Source organism: Methanohalophilus profundi (assembly GCF_004137855.1).
Taxonomy (GTDB): domain Archaea; phylum Halobacteriota; class Methanosarcinia; order Methanosarcinales; family Methanosarcinaceae; genus Methanohalophilus; species Methanohalophilus profundi.
The window spans coordinates 295,859-313,978 of sequence record NZ_QBKB01000002.1; the positions used below are offsets into that span (position 1 = coordinate 295,859).

An 18,120-nucleotide genomic window follows, 5' to 3' on the forward strand; every position below is an offset into this window, starting at 1 on the left:
TTATTCAAAGGAAGTAATTGAACTTTCCTTTGATTTTGTCATTTTTGCTTCTATATACTTGAATGCAGGTACTCCTGTGCCGCTTGTTTCAGCAGATACAAGTGCATTTACCCAGGGTCCATTTAGCATATAAGCGGTGCCCGGATGTGGTTCTTCATAGGTAGATTGGAGGGCTTTTACAACTACTTTCCCTGCACTGTTTTCAACCGCTACAAGATTTCCTTCCTTCAGTCCAGCTTTTTTCATGTCCTGTTTATCAAGTCGTATTATTGCTGTGAGGTTTGCATAATCATCTGAGAAACGGGAATGACTACTTGCTGCACTCTGGAAGATATCACGGTGGGTGATAATGAGGATTTCCATTTCAGGAGATGAAAGGAACTGATCAAAACCCATCATATGGCCTCCATTATTTTTTCAATGATATCTGCATCGGCCATTTTATCCGATTTTCTCATTTGTGTTAGTTCGACTTTGACCCCATCCATCCGGATTGCTTCCCCTTTGCATTCCACACCAGTAACAGCTGCCGGGATTGTCACATTTGCAATCTGGGAAGTAAAGGTTTTGCAGGGGTCAATTACAATGGTCGGAATTTCTTTGAGATTTGCAGCTATCCTTCCGGGCAGGCTTGAAAGGGGGTCTGAACCGATGATAAGCGCAGCGTCTGCCCTTTTCTCTTTCAATACTTCCACGACTGAACATTGAGGCCCGTGATATGTGTTTTCCCCTTCAAAACTTACCCTGTTAATATAGCCGGTTTTGTCAAACAGAGTGTGGTTGAAGCCACGCATGTTATACTGTCCGACCATGGGCATCAGATGGAAGTCCGTCTTCTTGTTCATGGCTTCCAGAAGGTTTTTCATGGGTGATATGTCGGGCATTGAATAGACCAGCCCCAATCCTGCAAATATCACACCAAATTCTGCCTTTTTCAGTACGTTTGCAAGTTCAAGAATTTCTTTTGGTTTCATACCAAAGGTTGCCTTTGGCACCTTTCCGGATAGGGCTTCTGTCAGGGCCCGGGCAAATTCTGCGTCTGCTTTTGGAGGAATCTGGTAAAAATTATCTTCACAGATTATTGCTGTATCCGATTTGCGTACATCAATTGCTATTGCCGTCCTGTCTTCTTCCCAACCTCTCTGGCGCATTTTTCCCCGGGGGAAATAAGAGTATTTAGAAAGATGTCTCGGATGGGAATTTGAAGGATCACATCCCCAGAATACAATTACATCAGCCTTGTCCCTTACCTCATCCAGTGTACAACTTTTGATTGTATCATTGAGAATTGCTTCAACAAAAGGACCCTGGCAGAACGATGAGGTATCATCAATGCATGCATTGATTTTTTTGCCAGTTCAATGGCTTTTTCCTGGGCTTTAAGACTTGAATTTCCCATACCAAATATGAGGGGATTTTTGGCATTTTTCAGAATTTCAGCTGCCTTTTCAATTGCATCCTGGGTTGTGGTATCTTTTGCATCCACAGTACACTCTAAAGGATGCTGGCAATTTTTCATCCAAGCAACCCCTTTGCGACAGGCACTATCTATAATGGTCTTGTTTTCTACTTCCCTCAGTTCGATATCGTCACACAAAAGGGCGCATCCTGTACAAACATGGTATTCTCTTTCCAAAGGCTCCCTCCTAAAATCAGACAAATTCAATTGCTTTTGTGGGGCAGGTTACTATGCAAGCACTGCAAAGTATTTTGTTCTCTCCGAATCTGCGGCAATCTTCCACATTGGACAGGCGTACTACACCATCTCCAACTCTCAGGATTACCCTTTCATTAGTAGGCGCGTTTCCACTACCTGCACCTTTAGGGTCTTCTGCAACATTTACGGGACAGGCGACAACACAATTGCCACAACCTATGCATCTGTCCTCATGTACAATCATACCGGTTTCTGATGCTTGCTCTGCAGGTGAAACCAGGCTTTTAAGTTTTGTGTAATTTTCACTGTATTTTTCCTCTTCCAGCATCGGGGTACATTCGTCAAGATTTTTCTCCCTGGAAAGCAAGGCTGCAGCAAAGGCCATACATGAGGATTTGCCACATTTCTTGCAGTTGGTCTTCGGAAGAAGCTGGTATATCTCCATCGCATTGGCCATTGTTTCAACACTCTGACGGACAAAAGGAAATCTTAGTCTTCTGAATCATTTTGTTGCTCATCTTTTTTCTCATTGTCTTCTTTTTGGAAGAACAAATCACAGTGGCATGAACCATCAGCTGCAATTTCATCCTCATGGTAGACGCAGGGACAGATTATTTTCCTGTCTTCCTTCTCATCCCCGGAAGGTATTCTGCAGGGACAGTAACCTTTGCCATACTTTATTTTGTTGTTCGCCAGCCCCTCAATTACCAGATCCAGCATTTCAGGATCGGGGTTTAGTTTGTACCCTTTCTTTTGAGCATATTTAGTAACCCAGTTTTTTGTTTTTACTTTGTCTTCATGACTGACCATAGTTTTTTCACCTTAATCATTCAGATTTGATTTCGAATACCTCTTCGATTGATTTTTTAAGTTTATCTTTTGTGGTATTGCCTACCAGTTTTTCTTTTACTTCCCCCTTGTCAAAAAGCAAAAGTGTTGGAATCCCTACTACATGGTATTGCTTGGCAATATCTTTTGATTTATCGAGGTCAATTATTACAAATTTGACCTGGTTCTCATATTCGGCAGCTACCTCTTCAAACATAGGGGCCATTTTCTTACAGGGTGCACACCATTTTGCAAAACAATCGACAACTACAGGAGTTTCTGCTTTCACAACTTCCTGTTCAAAAGCCAGGGAATTAACTTTATAGAGATTTGTATTTATGGTCTCTGTAACAGGCTCTGACGTTGACATTGCAGGTTCGCCTTTGCCGAAAAGTCCTTTGATAAAATTTCCCAGTCCCATCATTAATCACCTTCAATGATTTAGTTATATTCTCCTTCTATATTATTTCTTTTGTGCACAGTGTTCACACAATTCACACGACCGTTTTTTATATCCAAAGGTATATCATGTCTAAAATGAAATCAGAGAGCCACGAAGGGGCACTTTTATGAGAATAGGAGTATACATTTGTCACTGCGGGCTCAATATTGCAGGTGTAGTCGATATTGAAGCTCTTCTAAAACAGGTAGAATCTCTGGATGATGTTGTGGTCGCATCCGATATCCAGTTCATGTGTTCGGATTCCGGGCAGGATAAAATTGCAAAGGATATTGAAGAACATAATGTTGAACGTGTGCTTGTTGCAGCCTGTACTCCTAAACTTCATGAAACTACTTTCCGCAACGTGCTGGAAAAATCAGGGATCAATCCATTCCTTCTTGAGATTGTTAACATCAGGGAACAGTGTTCCTGGGTGCATATGGATAATCCAAGGATGGCCACCCAGAAAGCTTTTGATCTTATCAAGATGGGTGTGGCAAAACTAAAGTTTTTGAAGCCCCTTAAGATCCAGAGTACACCTGTTAGTAAGGAGGTACTTGTAATAGGTGGGGGCGTGGCAGGAATTGAAGCAGCCCTGGATCTTGCCGATACGGGCTATAAAGTCCATATGATTGAAAAAGAGCCCACGATTGGTGGAAAGATGGCTCTTTTAAATGAAGTATTTCCTACAAATGACTGTTCCATCTGTGTCCTTGCCCCAAAGATGACTGAAGTTGTTAACCACCCTGACATCGAACTTCACACCCTTTCCGAAATTACTGCAATTGAAGGTTCGGTCGGTAACTTTGAGATCACCGGTACCACTCAGCCCCGATATGTATCCGAAGAAAAATGCAAGGGTTGTGTGGATGAATGTTCAAGGGTATGTCCTGTGGAAATTCCTTCCCGGTTTGATAGTGGACTTGGTAAAACCCGGGCAATCAATATCCCTATTCCGCAAGCTGTTCCACAAGTTGCACATATTGATAGTGATTATTGTGTTGGCTGTGGCCTCTGTGCACAGGCATGTCCTGCAGATGCAGTGGAATTTGAGCAGCAGACCACTCAATTCCAGCTGAATGTAGGAGCAATAATTATCGCCACAGGATATCGCTTGTTTGATGCGTCCAGGAAAGAGGAGTATGGGTATGGCATATATACCGATGTCATCACAAATATGGAACTTGAGCGGCTACTGAATGCTTCCGGACCCACCAGGGGCAGGGTTACCTGTCCTTCAACAGGTGAGGTTGCAAAAGAAGTGGCATTTATACAATGTGTGGGTTCGCGGGACGAATCTGTGGGAAATCCCTATTGTTCCCGGGTTTGTTGCATGTCAGCAATGAAAAACGCCCAGTTGCTAAAAGAACGCTATCCCGATATCCGAATAACGATTCACTATATTGACATACGTGCCTCGGGGGAGATGTACGAAGAATATTATATCAAAACCCAGGCGATGGGGATGGATTTTGTACGAGGACGAGTAGCTGAGATTGTGCAGGAGCATGATGGTTCCCTTTCCCTGCGATATGAGAATACCCTGGAATCCAGAATAGAAGAAAAACAGTACGATCTTGTCATATTGTCCACCGGGATGGAGGCTGATCCGTCCGCAAAACCAATTGGAAGCATGTTGAAAATGGCAAACCGACCTGACAGGTTCTTTGCTGTGTCCCATCCCAAGATGAAACCTGTGGATTCACATATCAATGGTGTTTTTCTTGCAGGCTGTGCCTCTGGCCCCAAAGAAATCCAGGTTTCCATTGCACAGGGTAGTGCGGCTGCGTCCCGGGTCATGAGGCTGCTTCAGCCCGGTGAGCTTCGCACCGACCCCTTAAGCGCCCATGTGGATTATGATGCCTGTATTGGATGTGGTGTCTGTACTGATGTTTGCGATTACGGTACAATCAAAATTAAAAATGGAAAGGCCTTTATTGATGAGGTTTCCTGTCATGGTTGTGGTACCTGCAGTGCAGCCTGTCCTGTGGATGCCATCTCAATGCATAACCATACCGATGAACAGGTAAGGGCACAGATCAAGGCTGCCCTGGAAGTAAAAGATGAGTTCCCCCTGATTGTTGCATTCCTGTGCACTGGTGCAGTTATGCTTCAGCAGACCTTGCCGGAACATCCCGTATCCAGTATCCCACCAGTGTAAGAATTATAAAGGTAATGTGTGCGGGCCGTGTAGATCCTGATTTTGTGGTGGAGGCCTTCGAAATGGGGGCAGATGGCGTGCTTGTTGCCGGTTGCCGCCTGGGGGAATGTCATTATGTGCATGGTAACTATCATGCACAAACCCGTATGGAAAACCTGGGAGAGGTTCTTACGGAAGCAGGCTTTGATTCCGGCAGGTTGCGTGTTGAATGGATCTCAGCTGCAGAAGGGGAAAAATTTGCCAATACGATTGAAGATTTCGTTGATTACCTGACAGCCATCGGTCCGATAGGTTCGGAACTTGAGGAGGCTGACAGATGAGTGAGGATCAAAAAGCAGAAGAATGTGCTGTAGAGCAGTCCCTTTCCGTGGAAAAGGAAATGGATGTGGAAGGCAGTCACATATTGTATCGGCAAAAAACTGATAAAGGTACCAGAACACTTGATTATGATTACAAGCGTTGTATCGGTTGCGGCTTGTGTGTTAGGATATGTCCCACTGAGGCACTTGAAGCCGGCCCTATACATGAGATTGCCACCGGAATGGATGCTCCTCCGGTAATGCTGGATCTTGATAAATGTACATTCTGCTCCATGTGTGCTAATTTCTGTCCGGTAAATGCATTTCGGATGTCTGCAGAAGGAGATTTTCCGGAAGATGCCCTGTTCCCTGTTTTGGAAGGACAGGCAACGATAAATGAAAAATGCCTTCCATGTCTGCTTTGTGAAGCAACCTGCCCCGTAGATGCAATTGATCTTGAAATTGAAATGCAGACCAAGGAGGAAATTGCCCCATTTAAGGAAGGTGAAGAGGGTGAGATTACTATTGATGAAAATAAGTGTACACTTTGTGGGCTGTGTGCACGTTTTTGTGATGCTTTCATGCTGCTTGAAAAGCAACCGGGTCCGTTGGATCCTATGCCATTTGAACAGCTACTTGTGGATGAGGAACAGTGTGATTACTGCGTCTTGTGTGCAGATCTCTGTCCGGAAGATGCTATCAAGGTGAAAGGGACAAGACGCGGGGAAGCACCCGTAATAGAGGGTAGTGCCCGGATTGATCCGGAGAAATGCACGGTATGTGGCTGGTGCGATATTGTTTGTCCCTATGATGCAGTGGATATTACCAAGCCTTTTGAGGGTGAGTTAAAGCTTATCGATGCAAACATAAACAAATGTGACCCTACCGGTTGTCATGCCTGCTTCAATGTCTGCCCTTCCCATCTCTGGTATATTCCCGAAAACGGACAGAAAATAGCTGCCAGGGATGACCTTTGTACTTACTGTGGTGCCTGCGAAAAAGCCTGTCCTGATAATGTCATGGAAGTGAGAAGAGATAGTGTGCGCCATTCTCCAATACCTGATAGCCCCTGGTCAAAACAATGGGAAGATGCTATTGATGCGCTGGTAAGCGGCAAACGTAAAAGGCCGGATACCTCAAGAGTCCTGAAAATGCCTGTAGAAAAGGCAAAGGAGCACATTGATATCGAATTCCCGGAAATTGATGAAAGTTTACAGGAAAAAGTAAAAGAGAAAATGGAAGGGTTGCGCCCTGCTCTTAAAGATGTGAAATTAAGGCGGAAATGGGAAAAAAGGAAAGAAGGTACAGAGCAAATTTCAGATATCGAAAAATAACTATTTTATATCTTTACATGTTCTTGTTTAGCAGATCTTGGTGATATCCATATGAACAATGATGATTATTACAGGGAACTTGGCCTAAAGTGCGGACTGGAGATCCACCAGCAGCTTGATTCAAAAGAAAAACTGTTTTGCAGGTGCCCGACTACATTGCGTGAAACTGAAGAGTCCAATGTGGAATTTTACAGATATTTAAGGGCCACTGAAAGTGAAATGGGTGAAAAAGACCGTGCTGCTGTGGAACAGACAAAGGTCAACCGTAAGTATATTTACAAAGGCTATGATACTACCTGTCTTGTAGAATATGATGAGGAACCACCCCGCAAATTGAATACCGAGGCTCTGGACATTGCCCTTGTGGTTGCAAAACTGATGAACATGCGACCAGTGGAGCAACTTCATGTAATGCGTAAAATAGTTGTCGATGGTTCCAACACAACCGGTTTTCAGCGTACTGCTTTTCTTGCAAATGATGGAACGATACCCACAAGTTTGGATGAGGTGGGTGTTGATGTATTGTGTATCGAAGAAGAAGCTGCCCAGAAGATTGAGGATAAAAAGGATAGCATTGTTTATTCCCTTGACAGGTTGGGTATTCCTCTTGTGGAAATTGGGACTGCTCCCGATATAATAACCCCTGCTCATGCCAGGGAAACAGCCCAGGTAATAGGTATGTTGCTGCGTTCTACCGGGAAGGTCAAAAGGGGATTGGGGACAATCCGTCAGGATGTGAATATCTCGATTGCTGAAGGTGCAAGGGTAGAGGTCAAGGGAGTACAGGCCCTAGATATGATCGAAACCATTGTAGAACTTGAAGTTGAAAGACAGGTTAACCTGTTACGTATCCGTGAAATGTTGCAACAGAGGGGTGCGGGCATACATAATGAAATATTTGATGTGACTGATGTTTCCAGGGATACTGAATCCAAGGTTATCAAACGTGCACTTAAAAAAGGAAAAGTCCTTGCAATCAGGTTAATCGGCTTTGATGGTATCATAGGAGAAGAAGTGCAGCCGGGAAGAAGGCTTGGCACGGAGTTTTCAGACAGGGCAAAACCTTCCGGCGTAGGTGGAATCTTCCATACTGATGAGCTTCCGAAATATGGTATTACTGCAGATGAGGTGGAATCCCTAAAAAGTGCCGTAGGAGCTGTTGATGAGGATGCAGTTGTACTGGTTGCTGATTCTTATAAAAAGGCACACGGTGCGATGGAAAGCGTACTTATAAGGGCTCGTGAAGCCCTGGAATTTGTACCCGAGGAAACCAGACGGGCTCTGCCTGATGGAAATACTGCCTACATGAGACCACTGCCTGGTGCTTCACGTATGTATCCGGAGACGGATGTTCCAGTAATTGATATATCTCCTTCTTACTTTGAATCAATTGAAACCCCTGAACTTCTTATTGATAAAAGCAAACGGTTCACAGAAGAATACAACTTAAACGATGAACTTGCTGAAAAAATTGTTTACTCAAAGTACCTGCCCCTTTTTGAGAACATCATGGATCGATTTGCGTTAAATGACTCAATAGGTGCTACCCTGGTTGCACGTACTTTTACAGGCAGGTTGCCTGAACTTCGCAGAGACGGGATTGATGTCGAAAAACTACAGGATGATCACTTTATTGCCTTGTTTGATGCCATAGGAGAAGGCAAAATTGCCAAGGAAGGTATTGATGAATTACTACGCCTGCTTGCTGAAAAACCGGATTTAAGTATAGATGAAGCCCTGGAGCAGCTTGGGTTTTCAGGTATAGATACTTCTGAAATAGAATCCTTTGCAGCCAATCTTGTCAGGGAAAGGGCTGATTTTGTCAATGAAAAGGGATTGGGAGCTGTTGGCCCCCTCATGGGGATTGTCATGGGCCAGTTCCGTGGAAAAGTCGATGGAAAGGTCGTAAGTGACATCCTGAAGCAAAAGATTGAAAATCACATAAATAGTTAATAAGAGTGATGAAAATGCTGAAAACGGGACCTATGGCGTTGTTTTGCCTGGTCCTTATCATTTGTTCCGCAACACCGGTATTTGCCGGAATAGAGGTTGCGGATATATATCCTCTTACTGATGACTTTAGCAGTGACTATCATTATCCTGCATGGAGTCCGGATGGAAAGCAGATTACTTACATGAATGATCAGGCAATCGGGATTATGGATGCAGATGGTAGTGATCCACATATTATTTATGATGGAATGAAATGGGACGGAGATCCCTGTTTTTCTGCAGATGGTAAGGAAATTTACTTTGCATCCGAATCCCGAAAACCGTATTCTTCTACCTATATCAATCTTTTTAAGATGGATGTTGACGGGTCCAATATTACACAATTAACAGATGGTGCAGACCGCCGTTCACCTTCAATCAGCCCGGATGGTTCAATGCTGGCATATCGATCCAATATTGCGGGTAATTATGACGTCTGGATAATGGATATAAAAAACAAATCACATAGGCAGTTGACTTTTACTTCAGAAGATGAAGGTAAGCCTTCCTGGTCCCCTGATGGGAGCGAAATAATTTACTCTTTTAAGGGTAATTTATGGTTGACAGATGTAGAATTTGATACATCCTGGCAACTTACTCATGGTACTTCCAATGATGTCGATCCTTTTTTCCTGCCATCAGGTGAAAAGATAGTGTTTATTTCTGATCGTGGAGGGGAAACCAATCTCTGGTTGATTGATACTGAAGATGATGAGAGACAATTACTTACCGATGACAGGAAAGTTGAATTTTCTCCTGCCGTAAGCCCTTACGGTAAAAAAATAGTCTTTGGAGCCAAAGCAAATGAAACCTTTGATCTCTGGATGCTGGAAATGGAAAACCCTGAAGGCACAGATGAGGTTTCCGGTATTGATGTAGAAGACACTAATGTGGACGTAACGGGGAATGAGGATGTTGCATTAACCTCCGAAAACAATCAGAACATGGATGAAGGCGCCGGTGGATTGTTGGGAAAGGTGAATGATAATCTTGCTTTGTTTGCCGGAGGGCTTGTACTTGGCATAATATTATTCCTGGTGGCCAGATTAATTTTCAGGAAAATGTAATTGATATTTATATCTAATTGCACTTTGAATGAATCTTTTCTTTTTCCTATCGAAATACTTATAGCCTACTTTTTACATGTATAGGCAGGTTCCGATGATGAGTGCAGTAATTGGTTTGGAAGATGGGACAATTGTCACAGGCACCGGTTTTGGTGCCGAAGGTACAGTTTGCGGAGAACTCGTTTTTACTACTCAATATACCGGTTATGAGGAGGCACTAAGTGATCCTTCCTATAAGGGTCAGATCCTTATGTTCACTTATCCCCTTATTGGTAATTATGGTGTCAGCGATGAATGTTTTGAATCAGATGGTGTAAAGGCCGAGGGCCTTGTAGTCAGACAAGCATGTCCTGACCCTTTTCATCACAGTTCAAAGCGCACCATTTACAAACTCATGGAAGATGAGGGAAAACCGGGTATTGCCGGGGTTGACACCCGGATGCTCACCCTAAATAACAGGGAGCACGGTACAATGAGAGCTGCCCTTATTAATGGAAGTGATGACGGCGAGGCAGCCGTGCAGCTTGCAAGGGAGCAACCCAAAATATCTGATATTGACTTAATTTCCAAAGTTACATGTAATGAAGCATATAGTGTAAAAAGCAAGGTTAATACTGCTGATAAAAAACATATTGTACTTATTGATCTGGGTATGAAAGCCCATATTATGGATAGCCTGCTTGCAAGAGGCATGGATGTAACAGTAGTCCCTGCATCAACACCTGCTTCAGCAATAAGTGATTATGAACCTGATCTTCTTTTCCTTTCCAATGGTCCGGGAGATCCACAGAATGCTATGGATGCCACAAAGGCTGTCAACTACTTTGCATCGGAATTACCCATTGCAGGTATATGCTTGGGGCATCAGGTTATTTCAAGGGCAATGGGTGCGGATACATATAAACTTAAATTCGGACACCGCGGGGCCAACCAGCCGGTAAAGGACCTTTCAAGTTCGATTGTGCATATTACTTCCCAGAACCATGGATTTGCTGTTGATAATGGTTCTCTTGAGGCAACCGATCTCTACACTACCGAGCTCAATACCAATGACAATACGATCGAAGGTGTGGCACACCGGGACCTTGATATCCTGAGTGTACAATACCACCCGGATGCACATCCGGGACCAATGGATACTGAAAAACGATTCTTTGACAAAATTTACAAAATGGCAGGGGGCGATAAATGATGCCAATAAGGACTGACATAAAAAAGATTATGCTCATAGGTTCCGGTCCAATTATGATAGGACAGGCTGCAGAATTTGATTTCTCGGGAAGTCAGGCCTGCCGCTCCCTGCGTGAAGAAGGATTTGAAGTCGTACTTGTAAACTCCAATCCGGCAACTATTATGACAGATCCGGAGATGGCGGATTCTGTTTACATTGAACCTCTGGAAGCCCCTCTAATCGGTGAAATCATTGAAAAAGAACGGCCCGACGGTATAATTGCCGGATTGGGTGGACAGACGGGTCTTAATGTTACAAGTGAACTTGCAGAGCTGGGTATTCTTGAAAAATACGGCGTAGAGATGCTGGGTACACCTCTTGATGCAATCACAAATACCGAGGATCGGGAACTTTTCAAGCAGACCATGGAAAATATCGGGGAAAAAGTTCCCCGCAGCAGGGCCATTTCCTCTTTGCAGGAAGCAGAAGAAATGATAGAGGAACTCGGTCTTCCCATTATTGTCCGCCCGGCCTATACTCTGGGAGGTGCAGGCGGGGGAATTGCCCATACAAAGGAAGAATTATTGCAGATCGTGGATAGGGGAATCCGGCTGAGCCGCATAAATCAGGTACTTGTGGAGGAAAGTGTCCTGGGCTGGAAAGAATTTGAGTATGAAGTAATGCGTGATTCCAATGATACCTGCATTGTTATCTGTAATATGGAAAACATTGACCCCATGGGTGTCCATACAGGCGAGTCAATAGTGGTTACCCCTTCCCAGACACTTAACGATGAAGAGCACCAGATGCTCAGGACCGCAGCTATCAAGATAATCCGGGAATTGGGTATTGAAGGTGGATGTAATATCCAGTTTGCAACAAAGGACGGCGAATATCGTGTTGTAGAGGTCAATCCCCGTGTGTCCCGTTCCTCGGCTCTTGCCTCCAAGGCGACCGGTTATCCGATTGCCCGGGTAACCGCTAAGATTGTTGTGGGAATGGCACTTGATGAAATCCTCAATGATGTCACAAAGAAAACCCCTGCATCCTTCGAGCCAACCATTGACTATGTGGTTACAAAGATACCCAGGTGGCCTTTTGACAAGTTCGTAACTGCAGACAAGACACTTACCACGGCCATGAAGAGTACCGGTGAGGTCATGGCCATTGGAAGGACGATTGAAGAGTCCATGCTAAAGGCCATCCGTTCTCTGGATAACGATATGGACTTTGAGGTCACAGGCCGTGATGATCCGGAGATTGTCACATTACTCAAAACTCCTACAAGCGAGCGTCTTTTTGTAATATATGAAGCCCTGAAGAAAGGTTATTCCATTGAACAAATCTCTGAATATACGGGCATAAACCAGTTCTTCCTGCAAAAAATGGCCAACATTGCAGATATGGAGTCCCGGCTTACAGAACACCTTGTCCAGAATGGAGAAGTAGACACTGATCTTCTTCGTAAGTCCAAAAGAATGGGCTTTACTGACAGCAGGATAGCCAAATGTTGTTCAAAGACTAGGGAAGAAATAAATGATATACGCAGGGACGGGGCCATCACTTCCACTTACAAGATGGTGGATACATGTGCAGCAGAATTTGCTGCAGCGACCCCTTATTATTATTCATGTTATGAAACGATGTGTGAATGTAAGCCCACAGACAGAAAGAAGATCCTGATTCTGGGTGCCGGTCCCATACGTATCGGGCAGGGAATAGAGTTTGATTACTGTACTGTGCATGCAGTTCATGCCATACGTGAGGAAGATATAGAAGCCCATATCATCAATAACAATCCTGAAACGGTTTCTACTGACTATGACACTTCGGATAAATTGTTCTTCGAACCCCTGACACTTGAAGACGTAATGAATGTCATTGAAAGGGAAAATCCGGACGGTGTACTCGTACAATTTGGTGGTCAGACTTCGGTTAACCTTGCAATCCCCCTGCAAAAGGAACTTGCCAGGCGCACAGACCTGAAGACGAAGATAATGGGAACTTCCCCTGAAAATATGGATGTGGCAGAAGACAGGGAAAAATTCAATCAGCGTCTTGCAAAAATGAAAATCAATCAGCCGGATGCAGGTTATGCAATATCCGAAAAAGAAGCTCTTAAGGTTGCAAATAATATTGGTTATCCGGTCCTCGTCCGCCCCTCCTATGTACTTGGGGGAAGGGCAATGGAAATCGTTTATGATTCCGCAGATCTGGAGCGGTACATGAAAGAAGCTGTCAGGGTATCACCCGAACATCCCATCCTTATTGATGATTTCCTTGAGGGTGCGGTTGAAATCGATGTGGACGCTGTGAGTGACGGAAAGGATGTCCTGATCGGTGCTATCATGGAACACATCGAAGAAGCAGGAGTACATTCCGGTGATTCTGCCTGTGTGATCCCTCCTTATGATCTTTCTGAGAACATCCTTGAAACGGTTCGGGATTATACCAGAAAGATTGCTATGGCGCTTGAGGTAAAGGGCCTTATAAACATCCAGATGGCAACCAAGGATGGCGAGGTTTATGTACTGGAAGCAAATCCAAGGTCCAGCCGTACTATCCCCTTTGTAGCAAAGGCTTCCGGGATTCCCCTGGCAAAGATTGCTGCACAGGTTATTATCGGCCACAGCCTCAGGGACCTTGGTTACCTGCAGGACAGGGAACCTTCCCTGAATCATTATTCTGTCAAGGAAGTCCTCCTTCCGTTTGACAAATTGCCCGGTGCAGATCCGGTGCTTGGCCCTGAAATGAAGAGTACCGGTGAAGTAATGGGTATTGATTATGACTTTGGGAGAGCTTTTTTCAAGGCCCAGCTAAGTGCTGATAACCTCCTTCCGCTGAATGGAAAAGTTTTCCTGTCAATCAGGGAAAGAGATAAGGAAGCGATTGTAGAAATTGCCCGCAGGTTGCAGGAAATGGGACTTGAACTCATGGGTACAAAAGGTACTGCACGTTATCTTTCCGATAAAGGTATCATTATGGAGGCTGTCATGAAAGTGCATGAAGGCAGTCCCAATGTTATTGATATGCTCAGGCGAGGCGATGTTGCCTTTATCATAAATACCCCAACATCCCGCCAATCCAGGAAAGATGGTTACCATATACGCAGGGCAGCAGTGGATTTCAAGGTTCCATACATTACAACTATACAGGCTGCGCGTGCTTCAGTTGAAGCCATTAAAGCAATGGCTGAGGGTAGCAGCACGATTAAATCAATTAACGAATATCATGAAGAGATCCGCCGGAACAATTAAGTTTACGGCTGATTTCATTCCTTTTTTATTGTTTAGATAGAGGTATTAATAATGGTCAAAAAGGCAGTACTGGCTTATTCAGGTGGTCTGGACACTTCAATATGTGTTCCCCTGCTTAAGGAAAAATACGATTGTGATGAAGTAATAACCGTAGCAGTGGATGTAGGACAGCCGCGAGAAGATGTAGAAGAGGCTACTGAAAAAGCCCAGAATATAAGTGATCTGCATTTTACCCTTGATGTCAGGGAAGAATTTGTAAATGATTATATTTTCCCTCTCATAAAGGCAAACGGGGATTATGAAGGATATGTAATGGGAACATCCATTGCCCGTCCCCTTATTGCTAAAAAGGTCGTGGAAATCGCAGAAAAGGAAGGGGCTTCAATGCTTGCCCATGGATGTACCGGTAAAGGCAATGACCAGCTGAGATTTGAGGCCGTATTCAGACTTACCGATATGGAAGTGGTGGCCCCGATGCGTGACATGAACCTGACACGTGAATGGGAGATAGAGTATGCAAAACAAAATGGTATTCCTGTCTCTGTGACATCTTCCAAACCCTGGAGTATCGATGAGAATATATGGAGTCGCAGTATTGAGGGCGGCAAACTGGAAGATCCGGGTTACATTCCGCCGGAAGAGATCTACAACTGGACTGTCGACCCGGCCCAGGCACCGGATGCACAGACCATAGAAATCGGTTTTGAGAGAGGTGTTCCTGTTTCCCTTGATGGTAAAACCATGGAAGGTGTAACTCTTATCGAGGAGATGAACAGGATCGCCGGATCCCATGGTGTCGGAAGGACCGATATGATAGAGGATCGTGTGTTGGGATTGAAAGCCAGGGAGAATTATGAACACCCTGCTGCTACCGTTTTATTGACTGCACATAGGGATCTGGAAAAACTCGTGCTTACCCGCTCTGAACTCAAGTTCAAGGCTATGGTGGATGCTGAATGGTCGGAACTTGCCTACCTGGGCCTTGTAGATGAACCCCTGTATGAAGACCTGAATGCCTTCATAGATTCCACACAGCAGCGTGTTACAGGTACTGTTACCGTGAAGTTGTACAAAGGCAATGTTTACATTATGGCCAGGACTTCACCCAATGGTTTGTATTCCGAGGATCTTGTGTCCTTTGACAGCAAGGTCATAGATCAGCAGGACGCTGAAGGTTTTTCCAAATACCATGGTTTCCAGGCACGCCTGTATCGCAGGTTTGTTGCCAATAAATAATTTTAGTGGAGGGCTTAATGTCCTCCCAAATTTAGATTGAGGCCTACCACTCCAATTACTACAAACACTATAGATACCATTTTTACTGCCGTGGCAGGCTCTTTGAACCAGAAGATTCCAATAGCCGTGATCATTGCGGTCCCCATTCCGGCCCAGATTGCATAAGCTATGCTTACGTCTATTCCTTTCAGGGCAATAGTAAACATGGCAAAGCTGATTCCGTAAAACAGGAATATCCCTATTGAGGGCAATATATTGGAAAAACCATCAGATAATTTCATGCAGGTGGTACCAAACACTTCAAAAATTATGGCTCCTATCAGATAGATATAACTCATGATTCTACTTTGAGTTATATCGTATAAATATCTTCATTATCAAGTGTATAAGAATGTAGAAGAAGTAATAGAGAAGGCATAGATACTCTTTCCTATGCCTCCAATAACGTACCCCACCAATTATATATACCCGCTCGGGTCCCACCCCGTCAGGTTATGTCGAGAGAATATTTCTCCCAATCACCACCTAATCTAATAGGATGTTTTTGTATATAACATAACCTCTCTTGATTTTTAGATATCAATATAATATTATAGTCCCATTGAAAATTACAAAGGAATATTATATTAGATGAAGGAAATATATATGAAAAAATAATTTGTAAATAATTATATCTTCGGAAACAATATGAAATGCAACTACTGTTTTATAATATAAATAGTTGTTGGTTTAAAAAAGTTAATTTATAAATGAAATAATAGCTAAACCATCTTTACGGTAAAAGTAGATTGAGAACATGGATGCCCAACCATGCTATCATTTAATCCCCCACTCCATGTATCAGCCGTAGTCCCCCAACTCGGCTGATCCAGCCCGGAACAATGCTGCACAAATCCCGGACAATTCTTACATTGTCATGGATAGATATAACACAACCGGATTAAAATAGGATAAAGACCCTGATTTTTTAATAAATTAAAAAAATATCAAAGCCGTATTAATGATTTATCTCATTCTTGCTTCCTGGATTCGATTATCTCCAGACTGCGACGAAGCATCACTTCTCCCAGGAAAAGCAACAGTGCAGCCAGAATGAAATACATCTTCCAGCTGACAGGTTCCATGCGACTCTGGAGAGAGTTCTGCCGGGCATCTGCAAGGAGATTTGCTCTGGCTTCTTTTTGGCTGTAGACCTTACCGCCATTTCCGGTAATCAAGGAAGGCAAGTCTTCATTGAGGCCAACATCCCTGTACTCAATGGCATAATTCACAGCAATTGGATAACCACTCACATAATGCATCCCGATTGTTTTCGGGAATATCTGGGCTTCATAGGTGTTTTTCCCTACAAAAGCCAGTTCCAGTTCATCACCCCTGTATGTAAGTTCCGGAACTTCTCATCATACATTGTAAGAGTGATTGTGGCAGGTAGCCGAACCATGTGTCCGGTGCTTCCACAATCGCGCCTTCTTCGGGTTGTGGGTTGGCTATGGCCCAATTTACGGTTGCTGATATCAGCTGTGAGTTGTTACCGGAATACATCTGTGAACTCCAGCCCCCATCCTTGCCATTATCTGTGGTGATCGAAGATACTCTTCCAAGTCCGTATCTCCATGTAGTTACAACAGGTTTCCCATTAGAGGCAACAACAAGCCTGTTGGCTCCGGGTTTTGGAGTGACATCATTGTAGCCGGTTATATTTGCTTTCACATTTGAGTTCTGGGTTATGAAATGTGAGGGGTTGAATTCGAAAAGCTGGTAAGATGCAGTGGATTCACTTTCATCTAATGGTGGTTCAGTGGCTTCATCTGATATTATATTGGCCCGTTGCCCGGCATCCAATTTGAAGTAATTATTGGTTGTACCTTCTACGTTTTCAACAAGTTTTTCAGCATACACATTACCTGACTCATCTTGCTGGGAGGGGGCTGAAGACCGAATATGAACAAAATAGAAGTTCACATTATCTTCTTTCAAGTCTTTAGCTATGTTAAGGCTTTCTTCATAAGAATCTTCTATACCCCCGTCAGAGATTATTACCAGATCCAATGTCCCGGTTTCAGTATTAAGCCATTCCTGTGCAACTTCAAGACCTTCATGAAGCAATGTTTCACTTGTGGTACTTGGTCGCAACTGGCGCATTTCTTCTTCCAGAAATTCCCGGTTGCCTGCCGTACCAAGATACTTCAACCCACCGGAAACATCATGTCCCTCCTTACCAAAAGCGATAACTCCCATATAGCCCCCTCTTAATTCCTCCTTCTGGACCAGGTATATCGCATTCCCCAGTATTTCTGAAAGAGTGCCGTGTTTTTCAGTACTAGGAGATATGTCAAGTACAAGGACAATATCCCTACCTCCTTTCCATTGTGTCGGCGTGGAAGTTACCGGTAATATATCCTCAATTGAAGAATTCAGGTAATCTCCATATTCGTAAGAACGCTCTCCTCCGGTGACCACAACTCCTCCTCCATTTGATACATATTGTTTCAGAACTTCCACATCTGATTCAGATATCCTGTTGCCGGGTATATTATCGATTACCACAGCTTTTTGTGAATCCAGATCAGATATGTTGGAATTGGTAGAGGTATCATAAAGGTTGTATAGGATATTGGATAGCGGAGAGTCCGGTTCATCAGTTATATATTGTACTTTAGGTTTCGGTACCACATA

General features: G+C 43.8%; 15 protein-coding genes and 1 pseudogene. 7 read left to right on the forward strand and 9 right to left on the reverse strand.

Annotated elements, in window-relative coordinates; all coding sequences use genetic code 11:
• From C9889_RS01550 to trxA, 6 genes are read right to left on the reverse strand one after another with little or no spacing between them, the layout of a single operon-like run.
• Nucleotides 1-399 (reverse strand): molybdopterin dinucleotide binding domain-containing protein, encoded by a 399-nt coding sequence (locus C9889_RS01550; protein ID WP_318531472.1) that lies wholly within the window; start codon nt 397-399, stop codon nt 1-3.
• Nucleotides 396-1,346 carry a formylmethanofuran dehydrogenase subunit B gene (locus C9889_RS01555; RefSeq protein WP_318531581.1) on the reverse strand — a complete coding sequence of 317 codons (951 nt, stop codon included), beginning with the start codon at nt 1,344-1,346 and terminating at the stop codon, nt 396-398. The genes C9889_RS01550 and C9889_RS01555 overlap by 4 nt, the downstream gene beginning before the upstream one ends.
• A complete protein-coding gene (locus C9889_RS10975; RefSeq protein ID WP_318531473.1) occupies nt 1,247-1,636 on the reverse strand; it encodes a molybdopterin-binding domain-containing protein in 390 nt (129 codons plus the stop codon). Before C9889_RS10975 ends, C9889_RS01555 begins: the two co-directional genes overlap by 100 nt.
• A gap of 16 nt (nt 1,637-1,652) precedes the next feature.
• Nucleotides 1,653-2,114 (reverse strand): (Fe-S)-binding protein, encoded by a 462-nt coding sequence (locus C9889_RS01560; RefSeq protein WP_129596663.1) that lies wholly within the window; start codon nt 2,112-2,114, stop codon nt 1,653-1,655.
• A 32-nt stretch (nt 2,115-2,146) separates the two neighbouring features.
• The gene (locus C9889_RS01565) at nt 2,147-2,467 is read right to left on the reverse strand and encodes a ferredoxin-thioredoxin reductase catalytic domain-containing protein (protein ID WP_129596664.1); all 321 of its coding nucleotides are present in this window, start codon (nt 2,465-2,467) and stop codon (nt 2,147-2,149) included.
• Between the two features lie 16 nt (nt 2,468-2,483).
• On the reverse strand, nt 2,484-2,909 hold the full coding sequence (gene trxA / locus C9889_RS01570) for a thioredoxin (protein ID WP_129596666.1): 426 nt from the start codon (nt 2,907-2,909) through the stop codon (nt 2,484-2,486).
• Between the two features lie 145 nt (nt 2,910-3,054).
• Here trxA and hdrA2 point away from each other — a divergent pair.
• The 7 genes and pseudogenes from hdrA2 (at nt 3,055) to C9889_RS01605 (ending at nt 15,444) form a co-directional block, all read left to right on the forward strand.
• Nucleotides 3,055-5,408: pseudogene (gene hdrA2 / locus C9889_RS01575) on the forward strand (CoB-CoM heterodisulfide reductase HdrA2).
• Complete coding sequence (locus C9889_RS01580) at nt 5,405-6,721, forward strand: 4Fe-4S binding protein (RefSeq protein WP_129596668.1); 1,317 nt, start codon at nt 5,405-5,407, stop codon at nt 6,719-6,721. Before hdrA2 ends, C9889_RS01580 begins: the two are co-directional and overlap by 4 nt.
• 51 nt (nt 6,722-6,772) lie before the next feature.
• Nucleotides 6,773-8,674, forward strand: coding sequence for a Glu-tRNA(Gln) amidotransferase subunit GatE (gene gatE / locus C9889_RS01585; protein WP_129596670.1), 1,902 nt, complete (start codon nt 6,773-6,775; stop codon nt 8,672-8,674).
• Nucleotides 8,675-8,682: 8 nt separating this feature from the next.
• Complete coding sequence (locus C9889_RS01590; RefSeq protein WP_129596672.1) at nt 8,683-9,780, forward strand: TolB family protein; 1,098 nt, start codon at nt 8,683-8,685, stop codon at nt 9,778-9,780.
• A 94-nt stretch (nt 9,781-9,874) separates the two neighbouring features.
• A complete protein-coding gene (gene carA, locus C9889_RS01595) occupies nt 9,875-10,972 on the forward strand; it encodes a glutamine-hydrolyzing carbamoyl-phosphate synthase small subunit (protein ID WP_129596674.1) in 1,098 nt (365 codons plus the stop codon).
• Nucleotides 10,972-14,208: a carbamoyl-phosphate synthase large subunit gene (gene carB / locus C9889_RS01600; protein WP_129599361.1), complete on the forward strand. Its 3,237-nt coding sequence runs from the start codon at nt 10,972-10,974 to the stop codon at nt 14,206-14,208. Before carA ends, carB begins: the two co-directional genes overlap by 1 nt.
• 51 nt (nt 14,209-14,259) lie before the next feature.
• A complete protein-coding gene (locus tag C9889_RS01605; protein ID WP_129596676.1) occupies nt 14,260-15,444 on the forward strand; it encodes an argininosuccinate synthase in 1,185 nt (394 codons plus the stop codon).
• A gap of 14 nt (nt 15,445-15,458) precedes the next feature.
• On the opposite strand, the gene C9889_RS01610 is transcribed toward C9889_RS01605, so the two are convergent.
• The 3 genes from C9889_RS01610 to C9889_RS10985 form a co-directional block, all read right to left on the reverse strand.
• Nucleotides 15,459-15,782: a DMT family transporter gene (locus C9889_RS01610; RefSeq protein WP_129596678.1), complete on the reverse strand. Its 324-nt coding sequence runs from the start codon at nt 15,780-15,782 to the stop codon at nt 15,459-15,461.
• A 672-nt stretch (nt 15,783-16,454) separates the two neighbouring features.
• On the reverse strand, nt 16,455-16,736 hold the full coding sequence (locus C9889_RS10980; protein WP_318531474.1) for a hypothetical protein: 282 nt from the start codon (nt 16,734-16,736) through the stop codon (nt 16,455-16,457).
• 76 nt (nt 16,737-16,812) lie between these two features.
• On the reverse strand, nt 16,813-18,117 hold the full coding sequence (locus C9889_RS10985; protein ID WP_318531475.1) for a vWA domain-containing protein: 1,305 nt from the start codon (nt 18,115-18,117) through the stop codon (nt 16,813-16,815).
• Between the last annotated feature and the right edge of the window lie 3 nt (nt 18,118-18,120).